This is a genomic window from Neiella holothuriorum (genome assembly GCF_019457915.1).
Lineage (GTDB): Bacteria > Pseudomonadota > Gammaproteobacteria > Enterobacterales > Neiellaceae > Neiella > Neiella holothuriorum.
In genome coordinates this window covers 13,175-25,795 of record NZ_JAHZSS010000027.1, presented here as the reverse complement: position 1 = coordinate 25,795, position 12,621 = coordinate 13,175, and the positions used below count along the sequence as shown (strand labels likewise).

At 47.7% G+C, this 12,621-nt stretch carries 12 protein-coding genes; 3 read left to right on the top strand and 9 right to left on the bottom strand.

Annotation, left to right across the window (positions count from 1 at the left end):
• Positions 1–5 precede the first annotated feature (5 nt).
• The 8 genes from K0504_RS16870 to K0504_RS16835 form a co-directional block, all read right to left on the bottom strand.
• Positions 6–323 (bottom strand): hypothetical protein, encoded by a 318-nt coding sequence (locus K0504_RS16870; RefSeq protein WP_220105332.1) that lies wholly within the window; start codon positions 321–323, stop codon positions 6–8.
• A 306-nt stretch (positions 324–629) separates the two neighbouring features.
• Positions 630–1,598 carry a PstS family phosphate ABC transporter substrate-binding protein gene (locus K0504_RS16865; RefSeq protein ID WP_220105331.1) on the bottom strand — a complete coding sequence of 323 codons (969 nt, stop codon included), beginning with the start codon at positions 1,596–1,598 and terminating at the stop codon, positions 630–632.
• Between the two features lie 121 nt (positions 1,599–1,719).
• Positions 1,720–3,021 carry a phosphate regulon sensor histidine kinase PhoR gene (gene phoR / locus K0504_RS16860; protein ID WP_220105330.1) on the bottom strand — a complete coding sequence of 434 codons (1,302 nt, stop codon included), beginning with the start codon at positions 3,019–3,021 and terminating at the stop codon, positions 1,720–1,722.
• 17 nt (positions 3,022–3,038) lie between these two features.
• Positions 3,039–3,728: a phosphate regulon transcriptional regulator PhoB gene (phoB, locus tag K0504_RS16855; RefSeq protein WP_220105329.1), complete on the bottom strand. Its 690-nt coding sequence runs from the start codon at positions 3,726–3,728 to the stop codon at positions 3,039–3,041.
• Positions 3,729–3,998: 270 nt separating this feature from the next.
• Positions 3,999–4,967, bottom strand: a complete 969-nt coding sequence (locus K0504_RS16850; protein ID WP_220105328.1) for a porin — start codon at positions 4,965–4,967, stop codon at positions 3,999–4,001.
• Between the two features lie 137 nt (positions 4,968–5,104).
• Positions 5,105–6,064, bottom strand: coding sequence for a porin (locus tag K0504_RS16845; RefSeq protein ID WP_220105327.1), 960 nt, complete (start codon positions 6,062–6,064; stop codon positions 5,105–5,107).
• 316 nt (positions 6,065–6,380) lie between these two features.
• A complete protein-coding gene (locus K0504_RS16840) occupies positions 6,381–7,556 on the bottom strand; it encodes an ABC transporter permease (RefSeq protein ID WP_220105326.1) in 1,176 nt (391 codons plus the stop codon).
• On the bottom strand, positions 7,556–8,329 hold the full coding sequence (locus tag K0504_RS16835) for an ABC transporter ATP-binding protein (RefSeq protein ID WP_220105325.1): 774 nt from the start codon (positions 8,327–8,329) through the stop codon (positions 7,556–7,558). The genes K0504_RS16840 and K0504_RS16835 overlap by 1 nt, the downstream gene beginning before the upstream one ends.
• A 120-nt stretch (positions 8,330–8,449) precedes the next feature.
• Here K0504_RS16835 and K0504_RS16830 point away from each other — a divergent pair, with 120 nt between their 5' ends.
• Together K0504_RS16830 and rdgC are read left to right on the top strand one after the other, a co-directional pair.
• Positions 8,450–9,079 (top strand): MBL fold metallo-hydrolase, encoded by a 630-nt coding sequence (locus K0504_RS16830; RefSeq protein WP_220105324.1) that lies wholly within the window; start codon positions 8,450–8,452, stop codon positions 9,077–9,079.
• A gap of 104 nt (positions 9,080–9,183) precedes the next feature.
• Positions 9,184–10,101, top strand: coding sequence for a recombination-associated protein RdgC (gene rdgC / locus K0504_RS16825; protein WP_220105323.1), 918 nt, complete (start codon positions 9,184–9,186; stop codon positions 10,099–10,101).
• A gap of 43 nt (positions 10,102–10,144) precedes the next feature.
• Here the strand turns inward: rdgC and K0504_RS16820 are convergent, their stop codons facing one another.
• Complete coding sequence (locus tag K0504_RS16820) at positions 10,145–10,987, bottom strand: HDOD domain-containing protein (RefSeq protein ID WP_220105322.1); 843 nt, start codon at positions 10,985–10,987, stop codon at positions 10,145–10,147.
• Between the two features lie 190 nt (positions 10,988–11,177).
• Here K0504_RS16820 and trhP point away from each other — a divergent pair, with 190 nt between their 5' ends.
• Entirely contained in the window at positions 11,178–12,566 is a 1,389-nt protein-coding gene (trhP, locus tag K0504_RS16815; RefSeq protein ID WP_220105321.1) for a prephenate-dependent tRNA uridine(34) hydroxylase TrhP, read from the top strand.
• Positions 12,567–12,621 lie beyond the last annotated feature (55 nt).

Sequence of the window (12,621 nt, the reverse complement as noted above, 5' to 3'; positions counted from 1 at the left end):
CAACCTCAAGCGGCTTCGTGATTATGGTGCTCAATCTGCTCGTTGAGTGCTCGCCGAGCCGCTCTCAAGCCGGCAACCATCGAAAACTTGTCGGCCTGCAAATAGCTGTTTTCTAACGTCCACAACGCATTATCCAGGTGAACTTGCTCGACGGTTTCTAACGCCGTGAAGATACGGCTGATTTGGCTACATTGGTGGGCTAAAGGCAAATTGGGTAACGCTTGCTGCGGTGAAACATAATGCTCGCGGCAGCTCCGCATAGACTCAAATATTTCAGCCAGTTTCACGAGTTGTGGCAATAGTTCTTGTGGTGGCGTGTGCATGGGTGTGTCCCCTATTTTTTTATATTTAGCCGAACTGAGTACATTGGCATGGTTGATGTTCACCTGCCTATTCAAGCTTGGTGAAACAACGTCTAGCAGTTCGTGTATTGAACATAGAAAAGAGGGGTTTCTTACACCAGTCGACCTAATTGATCCCGATCAAATCGAACGAAATTGGTCAGACAGGTTGGGCCAGCAAGTTGAAACTTGTGATCTGAACGTATTACGACTACCGCATTCAGCTAAAACATAAATACAAAAAAACCGGCCGAAGCCGGTTTTTTCAATTTAACCCGAGCGGGTTAATTACAGCAGACCCAACTTTTTCAGGTCGGCATTTGCCACTTTAGCAGGTACAGGAATGTAGCCGTCTTTCTCAACAACAGACTGACCTTGCTTAGACAACATGTACTTGATGAACTCAGCTTCCAAAGGCGCTAGATCGCGGTTCGGGTGCTTGTTCACGTAAACGTATAGGTAGCGAGATAGAGGGTACTCACCAGTCAAGGCTTTTTCCATTGTCGCAGGAACGAAAGGACCACCTTTCTTAGACAGAGGAACAGCTTTAACACCTGAAGTCAGGTAACCGATACCTGAGTAGCCAATGGCGTTCAAAGAAGCAGATACAGACTGAACAACAGAAGCAGAACCTGGTTGCTCATTTACAGACGACTTGAAGTCACCTTTACACAAGGCTTTGCTCTTGAAGTAACCGTAAGTGCCCGATACAGAGTTACGACCGTACAATTGGAAGTCACGTGAACTCCAATCGCCGCCCAGATCCAAATCACCCCAGTTTTCAACCTCAGAACCACCACACTTGCCAGTGCTTGAGAAGATGGCGTCAACTTGCTTGATGGTCAAACCGTCGATTGGGTTATCTTTGTTGATGAATACAGCCAAGGCATCAATCGCAACGCGAACCGGCGTTGGCTTGTAGCCGTATTTTTTGTCGAATGCTTCGATTTCACCGGCTTTCATCTTACGGCTCATTGGGCCGAAGTTTGAAGTACCTTTCTCGAGTGCTGGTGGAGCAGTAGAAGAACCTGCCGCAGTCACTTCAACGGTAACGCTTGGATAGAAATCATCACGGAATTCTTGGGTCCACAATGACATCATGTTTGCCAGTGTGTCAGAACCTGTTGATGAGATCTTGCCCGAAATACCGCTTACTTGTTTGTAGTCTGGTAAGTCTTTATCTAGAGCAACAACGTTAGCCGAGAATACTGCAACAGCAGTTAGGCCAAGTGTTGCAGCAACTTGTTTGAGTTTCATAGGGACTCCGTCTGGAAATGTTCCATTTGAAAAAATTCGGGCTCAGTATTACGCGGCGCCATGACAGTTAGATTAACCTTTTATGACACTTTTGTTTCAGTGAAAAATATAGCCTAACTTGTTATTTTTTAAAGGTAAGAGAAGCTGGAATGACAAAGCTAAAGGTGGTTCCAACGGTTAATTCAGACTCAATATCAAGACTAGAGTCATGATGACTTAAGGCATGTTTAACAATAGCTAAGCCTAAACCTGAACCACCCGTTTTACGCGAGCGAGCCTTATCAACCCGATAGAAGCGTTCGGTAAGTCGCGCTAAATGCTTGGGCGCGATACCGTCGCCATCATCGGTCACCGAAAACTTTGCGCCGGTAGGTGTTGATTGCCAAAGAACATCAATCTGGCCACCATCAGGGGTGTAATGCACCGCATTAAAAATAAGGTTCGAGAAGGCGCTGCGCATCTGCATGAGATCACCGCGCATTATCAAGCCCGGCTCAGCATTTAGCTGAATCGACAATTTGTGCTCATCGGCTAGCGCTGTCGCCTCCTTGGCGATGACCGCAAGCAACTCCGGCACATCAATATCATGGCTGGTATCAGGCCGATCGTTGGCTTCAATCTTTGATAGCGTTAATAGTTGAGAGACCAACGAGTCCATACGATGCGTTTGCTCTAGCATCATTGACTGCGCTTTTTTCCACATTTCCGGTGACATGGTTTGCGGATCTTCAAGCATTTCAATGTAGCCCTGCACCACCGTCAGCGGTGTGCGCAATTCATGGCTGACATTGGCAACAAAGTCGCGGCGCATTTGCTCTAAGCGAAGCCATTGGGTGACATCTCGTACCACCAGCAAGATCTGCTTCTTGTCGTAGGGCATGCGACGAAACTCGATCATCCGCATTGGCTCCGCCGGTGACGGAAATACCATCAGATCGGGGCCATCTTTCGAATTGATGTATTCGATAAACTCAGGATTACGGATCAAGTTATCAATGCGCTGTCCCGCATCTTCCGGCCAACGGAGGCCAAGCAGGCGCTGCGCCAGTTGATTCGACCAAACAATCGAGCGGTCTTTGCGGATCACCACGGCGCCATCAGGCAGCGCTTCTGCACCGCGGCGGAATCGTTTGAGTAAGCGAGCTAAATCTTTGCGGCGGCGGCGATTACGTTGCTGTAGTCGATAGAGACCATCATAAATAACTCCCCAAGAGCCAGAGCCAGCCGGAGGAGCAAACCGTTTGTCGCGCCAAAGGTAAGAAGATAAGCGCTTCATATGGCGGTAATGCCAAACTAACAGGCCAAGTGCAGTGCAGCCTGCCAGCACTCCAGGCGCATCAAACAGCAAACCGAAGAGCGCAGCCACTGCAAGCATTAGCAATACAGTGCCCAGCGTTCCCCAGCCAATTGAGCGTTCTCTCATTAAGAATCCGTCGTGTGTTAAACGCGCGCTGAAAAGCGGTATCCCGCGCCACGAACCGTTTGAATCATTTTGTCGTGGCCATTGTCTTCAATCGCTTTTCGCAAACGACGAATATGAACGTCTACGGTACGATCTTCAACATAAATATTTGTGCCCCAAACCTGGTCGAGCAGTTGCTCACGGCTATAAACCCGTTCAGGGTGAGTCATGAAGAAGTGCAGCAGTTTAAATTCCGTTGGCCCCATGTCCAGCGCATCATCACCACAAGTCACTCGGTGACTAACAGGGTCTAGGCGTAGCCCTTGGATTTCCACCTGCTCATCGAGGCCAGTTGGATTGACCCGACGGATCACGGCTTTGATTCGCGCCATCAGCTCGCGTGGCGAAAAGGGTTTGGTGACGTAGTCATCCGCGCCAACTTCCAAGCCGCGGATCTTATCCTCTTCTTCACCCCGAGCGGTCAGCATGATGATTGGGATATGACGCGTGAATTCGTCTTTTTTCAATTTTTTGGCAAACTGAATACCGCTACCGCCGGGTAGCATCCAGTCGAGTAACACAAGATCCGGGTAGGGCTCTGTTAACTGTTGCAGAGCTTCATCAAAGTCTTCTGCTTCAACTGCTTGATATCCATGCTGATCCAGTACAAAAGTCAGCATTTCTCTGATAGGTGCTTCATCTTCCACTACCAGCACTCGTCTAGCCATAATATGTCACTTAGCCTCAGCAATTACGCTCGCGTACCGAATATAGGTAAGCGGCAATCTATAAATCTTGCCGTATTATTCGGTTGAATAATGTCACTTTTATGACAGTTGTTACAGATTTTAGCGATATTCAAAACCACTTGAAGGAAAAATGATGAAATTGCACCGCTCAGACGCCAAGTCAAAGTCGCGCTGTATTGCAGATCTCAAACACAAAAAAGCCCCGCAGAATAAGGTTTCAGCGAGGCTTTCGGGCAACGATGGCTCGATTTAGAATAGGTGAATTAGACCTACACCAAAGTATTCGTCATCATTTTTCTCTTCGGCATCAAGATCGAATGAAGTACCGAAGGCGTACAGTGTTGTGCTTTTCGCTAGCTTGTAATCAACGCCAACATTGATTGCCTCACCGGCAGAACCTTTGCCAGCTAAGTCCATATCAGAATCTTGGTATTGAACCTTGAACAGTAAGTCATCACTAGCCTTGTAGCCTGCGTTGAACAGATAGCCATCGCCATCTTGGTCAACTTTGTCAGAACGATCTGACTCAGAATCTTGATACATGGCACCCAGCTGAATGTCAGCCCATTGACCGTATGCTGCAACACGGAAGCTCGTTACACCAAAGACTTCGGCATCATAGGCAGCAGACGCATACCAGTTACCATTCTTCCAGCCTTTGTCACCGTAGCTAACGGCCAAAGAGAACGCATCACTACTCGCGCCGTTGTCTGAGGCATCAGATTGCTTCGAGTTGCCTTCGAGGATGTAAGTCGCTGCAAACTGCGCTTTACCCCATTTAGGAGACGTGTAGTGCAAGCTTTCTTCGACGCGGTTTTCGCCAGCGAACAGACCTGCAATATCGCCATTGATGTCGCCAAAGCGGTCAATCTTGCCTTGAGCGGTTTTAAAAGCACTGTCTTTACGGCCTAACAGTAGCTCACCCATTTTCTTGCTACGCAAGCCAACGTATTGGTTACGCGCTTTAATGTTGTCTTCATCTTCATCAATGTTTACTTTGAATTCCAGCAAGTAAACGGCAGACAAATCGTCGTTCACAGGCGCGACGCCTTTGAGGCCAAAGCGCGAGTGGTGACTTTTTACTTCAGTAGTAGAGCTACCTTCATCAGTCGATTGAACGGTTACGTTGATTTTGCCATATACGGTTGGCATTAAATCAGCTTGAGCCGCCACTGCAAGAGGGCTCATGAGCATCAGGGCGCTGCAAAGTGTTTTCATAATTATGTTTCGCTTTTGTTAAAAGTGCGCACAGTGTATCTCGGCTAAGCTTCGTTTTCATTTGACAAGTATCAAGCGAACACAAAAAAGCGGAGCCTTAGCTCCGCTTGTATTTATCTGCTTTCTAGGCCTTTGGCTTAGAACTTATGTTCAATACCTAAACCCACATAAGTTTCTTCATCGATCGTTTTGCCCGCATCGTTGGTCGCGTCTTTATCGAGATCACGCAGCGTTGCATAGGCAAACAACTTGGTAGGCTTAGCCAACTTGTAATCGGCACCCAAGCTGATTGATGTTGGATCGGCACTCGCCTCTTCCATGGTTTGGTATTGAGCTTTGAATGTCCATGCATTCATGTTGTAGGCAACACTGGCCATGTAGCCGGTGTAGTCGTCATCACCATCAACTGGCTCTTCGTTCTGAACCATAGCGCCCAATACGAAGTTACCAACTTTACCTTGGATGGTACCGCGGATGACGTCGTGCGCATCGATTTCACTGTCGTACGCAACAGAGGCGTAGAAGTTAGACTTCTTCAGCGACGAATCACCGTACATCACGGCTGTAGAGAAGCCCGTTTCGTCGTTTTGCTTGTTGGAGTTTTCAGTCGCGTAGGTAACGCCAAACTGGAAGCCATTATACTTAGGCGACTTGTAAGTCACGGTTTGGTCTAAGCGGTTTTCGCCTTCAAACAACGATTTGATATCCGCGTCCAAATCACCGAACAAATCCACTTTACCTTGCGATTGCTTCAACATGGTGTCGTTTCGGCCGACGAGCAGTTGACCGAAGTCACCTTGAATACCAACCCATTGATTACGCGCATCAATGTTATCGCCTTCAGAGTCAGCAATATTGACTTGGAATTCCAAGGTGTAAATAACGTCTAGAGAGTCGTTGACCGCAGCTCCGCCTTTGATACCGAAGCGAGAAGCATTTGATTTCAGCTCAACTTCACTGCCATCAGTGCCCTTGTCATCTGCAGATTGAACAGAGGTATTGATTTTGCCGTAGACCGTGATCGGCTCCAGGGCAAACGCAGGCGCAGCCAAACCGGCCGCAACGGCCAAAGCCGCAGAGGTTTTGATTAGATTCATCGCACATACTCGTTTGTTGTTCGTCAAAAAAAGAAGAAGAGTTCCAAGTCGAAACTCTAACTTGCGGCAGATAGTCGCAGAGTTATGTGACATTTTTATTTCAACAGAGTGAATAAAAACCAACACGTTGACATTCAACAAAAACAACAGCAATTGATAACCTGCTGTTATCAAATTGGCTTCAGAAACCGGCAAAAATACTGACCGGTATAGTAAAAGGCCCTATCTGCGAATGAGATAGGGCGAGAAGTTGCTTGCGATCGCACTGCTGCCCAGTGCGATCGGTATGGCGTGATGGCTAACGTTTACACTAGCCCTATCGGAATAAAACCTGCTCGCGCTGACACCATCCGATGGTAAGTTTTGCTAGCACCCAAGCAATGAATCCGGCGTTTAGCCAAATGAGTACCAAGTAACCCCAGTTCATCGTGCCCTTGGCCAATTCCTTAATAGCGAGCGCAACGTTCGACAATGGAATCATGGCCCAGACGAAGTCCATTTCAATGCCCGGCAAAGACGCCAACAGCAGAGGTAAAAATGGAATCGTGAAAGCAAATCCCATGTAGTTCTGCGCTTCTTTAAAGCTGCGCGCATAAAATGAAATCGCCATCATCAACGATGCGAAGATGACGCAGGCGGGCATGACGGTCAGCAGGATCAACATCAGATCGACAATCTGAAAGCTTTGCATTGCTTCCTGCACAACTTCTATGCCCAAACCATAAGCCGCAGCGGCACTCCAGCCCGTCAAACTAATCAACATCAACGCCGCGGCAACAAAAGCCGTGGTCGCCACCAACGCGATTTTGGCAATCACCAACTCAGCGGTGGTTAATGGCAGCATCAATAAGGTTTCGAGGGTTCCGCGCTCTTTCTCACCAGCACCAATATCAATGGCCGGATAAATCGCGCCCGATAAGGCAACAAGGAGCATGATGTAAGGCAAGATGCCTCCAATAGCTTCACCAATGGTTTCGCGTTCATCAGCAATGGACTGCTTTTGCAACTTAATGGGCTCAAGCCATTGATCCTGTTGATCATCGGTCATGCCTTGCTGAGCCAATTGCTTACGATGCCAGCTTTTGGCTAAATCAGCCTTGACGCGTTCTACCAGCCGTTCGCCACGAGAAAACACTTCTGCGCCGTTGTAATGCAATAACCAAGTGGCATTCGGCATTTCCCCAGACACTTCCAATACGATATCGACCGTACCTTGCTGCAGAGCTTCTTGAGGCGATAAATCTGGCGCTAAGGTTTGCCGCTGCAAGCCCTTCTGTTTGTTAAGCGCAGCCACCACGGAATAACCGTCAAGCTCACCCCGCACTTCATAGTTGATGGCCTGCTGTTGCTTTGAACTCGCAATTGCTGCAGTTGCACCGGCACCTATGGCCATTAAAGCCGGCATAATCACTAACGGCGTGAGAATCATGGTCATCATGACGCGGCGATCACGGGTTAGTTCAAGTAATTCTTTTAAGTAAAGCTGCCACATTATTTCGCTACTCCCAATTGCAAGCACCCACGAAGCGCCGCCACTAAGGAGTCGGCCTGATATTGGCTTAAGAATTCTGCTTCGGTACCAAAAAAATTACGCTGACCCTGATGAATCACCAAAATGCGGTCGCACAAAAGTTGCACTTCATCCATGTGATGGGTGGCAAACAGCACGGTTTTACCGGCCTGTTTTTGCTGCTCAATGCAAGACAATACTTGTTCAGTGGCAACAATATCTAAACCCGTGGTGGGTTCATCAAAAATAACCAGCTGCGGATCGTGCACCAACGCTCGGCCAATGGCGGCTCGTTGACGCATTCCGGTTGAAAGCTCGATGACTTTGCGATCGATAAAATCGGATAAGTTGAGTTGCTGGCTGAGTTTGTCGATCTGTTGATTGGTTTGCTCGCTTGTTAAACCATAGCTGCGGGCAAAAAAATTGAGGTTTTCACGTACCGTGAGGCGCTCATATAGCCCCTTACTGCCACTCAGAAAACCGAGCTGGCGGCGATAGTCGCGGCTGTCACCTTCCGCCGATGCTAAATCAGTTTCGATGTTGCCCGAATCGGCCTTTAATATGCCAGAAAGTAGCCGTAAGGTTGTTGTTTTACCAGCGCCGTTAGCGCCGAGCAAACCGATGACTTCACCAGATTTAGCATCAAAACTAATGTTGGACAGGGCCTGAAACCATTTACCATCAAGCCGATCCTTCGGCACATTTGCTTTTTTGTCGACCTTAAAGCGCTTCGACAAATTCTCTACTCTCATCATTCCATTGATCCTTGTCTTGAATTTTTAACTGCCAATTGATGCCGCCAGTCTACATAGACGGGTTGTTTTTGTTAAGCTGCCCTCACAACATCGGCTCGAACAACGTAGACCAATAACCTCATGAACTACCACATCATTCCAGTTACCGACTTTATGCAGAACTGCACCATTTTATGGTGTGAGCAAAGCAAAGATGCTGCCATTGTCGATCCCGGCGGCGACGCCCAAAGTTTAGTGGCCTATATCGAACAACAGCAATTAACTGTACGAAAAATTCTGCTAACCCATGCGCATATTGACCATGCGGGAGCAACAGCAGAGTTGGCAGCAAAGTTCGACTGTCCCATTGAAGGCCCTCACCAAGACGACAAGTTTTGGATTGATGCCTTACCCCAGCAAAGTCAAATGTTTGGTTTTCCGAAAGTCGATGGTTTTTCACCCACACGCTGGCTTAATCAAGGCGATGAGATCACGGTTGGCCAACACACATTAGAGGTGCGTCATTGCCCTGGGCATACTCCGGGTCATGTGGTGTTTGTCGATCAAGCGGCGAAGTTTGCCATTGTTGGCGATGTGATATTTAAGAATTCTATTGGTCGTACCGATTTTCCTAAAGGCGATCACGCCACCTTGATTAACGCAATCAAGCAGCAAATTTTATCGCTCCCCGATGACATGACCTTGTTACCAGGACACGGCCCAACCACCACGGTGGCTCGCGAGCGACAAAATAATCCTTATATTCGCTAGTGAGTTAGCTCTCACAACATCAAATCACTGGGTTGTATGCTTGTTACAGCAGCAACTTTGTGGCTCAATAACCGCCCTTTTTTGGCAACTGGCAAAGGCTCCTTATGTGGTTTAAGAACCTGATTTTCTATCGTTTTACCAAACCTTTTGATTTGTCAGATGACAAATTCGAACAAGCATTGAACGAATTTGCGTTTCACCCATGTGGCTCACAAGACATCAGCCAGTACGGTTGGACGTCACCGTTTGGCCAAAATCAAGATGCCTTGATGCATGTGGCCAACGATTGCTTTTGGATCTGCGCACGCAAAGAAGAAAAAATTATTCCAGCGTCAGTGGTGAAAGAAGAAGTAGAAGACAAAGCCGCTCAAATCTCAGATGCCGAGCAGCGCAAAGTCAGCAACAAAGAAAAGCAGCAAATGAAAGACGAGGTGATCACCACCTTGCTGCCACGTGCGTTTAGTCGCTTTTCATCAACCTCTGCGTTTATTGATAAGAAAGAAGGCTTGTTGGTCGTTGACGCCTCCAGCCATACAAAAGCTGAAGAGTTATTGGCACTGCTGCGCAAGAGTTTAGGTACGTTGCCAGTATTACCTGTCGAAGTGATGCAAGCGCCCGCCTACGTGATGACTCAGTGGCTAGAAAATGGCACCTGCCCTGCTCCACTTCAAGTCACCGAAGAAGCCGAGTTGTCAGAGATTGGCGATGAAGGAGCACTGGTTCGCTTCAAACGTCAGCCGTTAGATAGCGATGAAGTGAAGGTTCACTTAGAAGCAGGCAAGCAAGTGGTGAAACTTTCGTTGATGCTCGATGAGCGCGCTGAATTTATCATTCAGGATGATTTAACGGTCAAGCGCTTGAAGTTCACGGAAATCATCACCGATGAGAATGAAGAAGTCGGTACAGATGATCCGCTAGCGCGGCTAGATGCCGATTTTACCTTAATGTGCGCAGAGATCCGCGACTTAATCAAAGCCTTACTCAGCGCCATGGGCGGCGAATTGCTACCCGAGCAACGCTAAGACCAACAGCATGGCCGTTTGAGTAATTCAAACGGCCGGCATGTTATTCGTACAAGGTGCGCTCTTGCGCTAATTTAGTAACAAACTCAGGGCTTAGGAAAACGTCCGTCGAATTAATCACGCCCTTATCAACGTAATACTCTAGCTCTTCCTTCACATCGACCTGATGTTCGCTGTACTGCAAATACAAGTGTCCCAAACGGATAAAGTCTAAGTATTCAACCTCATCACTTTGGAAGCTCTGGTTACGCCACTGCCAAACCACACGAGCAAAATCTTCACCGAGATTCCAGTGACGCACAATATGGACACCCACCGTACAACTTAATTGTTCAATGGCGTTTTCCAAAAATGCGGTAGAAATCATGTCCGGCGTTTGAACTTCAATTTCAGTCAAAATCGGCAAAGCACCAATTTCGTGAAGCAAACCAGCTAGCGCCAATCGGTCACGGGAAATATGACTTTTCTTGTGGGTCGTGAGGTAATCTTCAGCAACAGCAACTGCGGCACAAGAGACGGAAATACTCTGATGCCAGACCTTACGCAAACAACTTTTTATGGTCTGATTTGACGAGATAAACAGTTGCTCAAGCGCCATGGCAATGGCGACATTTTTAATCGCCCGCAAGCCAATCCGAAATACCGCGGTAGAAACCGAGTCGATATTGGCAGAGCGGCTGTTATAGGCTGTACTCGCCACGCGAATGATTCGAGCCGACAACGCCGTATCAGTCGACACGACCCGAGCAATGTCATGCAACGTACTTGCAGGATCATCAGCAACATCTCGAATTTTTACCGCAACCTCAGGAAGAGTGGGTAACACTAGGGCATCCTGCCGAATCTTCTCGGTTAAAATACCGAGTAATGCACTTTCAGTAGACATAATTTCCTTTTTATCTTTTTTATCTGTCTGGCCAGTCAGTTGTGGACTGAACTCCGCTTGCTCTGTGATTCGAAGAGAAGGCTCACAGTGGTTAAACTATCATCAAATTTGCATGGCGACGGGTTCAGACGTAGAATCGCGCGCCGGTTTAATATAGTTCAATAGTTCAACTTTAATTGAGTGAGGCTCCATGTTCAGCCCTGAATTGCTTTCGCCTGCGGGCACCTTAAAAAACATGCGGTACGCATTTGCTTATGGTGCAGACGCAGTATATGCGGGCCAGCCTCGCTACAGTCTTCGAGTTCGTAATAACGAATTCAATCACGAAAACCTTAAAAAAGGTATTGATGAAGCGCACTCTCTTGGCAAAAAGTTGTATGTGGTAAACAACATTTCTCCACATAACACCAAGTTACGCACGTTTATTAAAGACCTCCAACCTGTTATCGACATGAAGCCTGATGCGTTAATCATGGCCGATCCGGGTTTGATCTCCATGGTGCGTGAACATTTTCCCGATATGCCGATTCATCTATCAGTGCAAGCTAATGCTGTAAATTGGGCCACCGTGAAGTTTTGGCAACAAATGGGGATCACTCGAACCATTTTGTCACGTGAGCTTTCACTCGATGAAATTGAGGAAATTCGTCAACGTGTGCCAGAGATGGAGTTGGAAGTCTTTGTTCATGGTGCATTGTGCATGGCTTATTCTGGCCGCTGTTTGTTATCTGGTTACATCAACAAGCGCGATCCAAACCAAGGCACCTGTACCAATGCTTGCCGCTGGAAATATGATGCCCATGAAGCCACCGAAAACGAAGTTGGCGATGTGGTTGCCGTTGATCCACGGGCTCAACAGCAAATTGAGCAACAACTTGAAAAAGTGCCAGCAACTCTAGGTGAAGGCTTACCGACAGACAAAATGTACTTGTTGCAAGAAGGCAATCGCCCCGGTGAATACATGCCAGCGTTTGAAGATGAGCATGGCACTTACATCATGAATTCAAAAGACTTGCGTGCCGTTGAACATGTAGAGCGATTGACCAAAATGGGCGTCCACTCGCTTAAAATTGAAGGCCGTACTAAGTCATTTTACTACTGTGCTCGAACCGCTCAGGTTTACCGTAAGGCCATTGATGACGCCGCTGCCGGTAAATCGTTTGATCCCAACCTACTGGCTTCGCTCGAGCATTTGGCACACCGAGGCTATACCGAAGGCTTTTTGCGCCGACATACTCACGATTCCTATCAGAATTACGACTATGGCTACTCCGTGAGCAACAGCCAGCAATTTGTTGGCGAAATAAAAGGCAGAATGCCAAACGGCTTGGTGGAAGTTGAAGTCAAAAACCGCTTCGACAAAGGCCACCGCGTTGAGCTAATGACGCCCAAAGGCAATGTCAGCTTTACCTTAGAACACTTGGAAAATAACAAAGGCGAAGCAATGGAAGTGGCACCAGGCAACGGTTATACCGTGTACTTACCGGTGCCAGAAGAAATTGATGTGAGCCATGGTTTGCTGATGCGTAATTTAGATGGCGACAGCAGCACCCGTAAGCCATTCGTTAACGCGGGTTAAGCCACACTGCTGACAACCCTTACGTGGCGCCGGCTCAACTGGCGCCACAATTTAT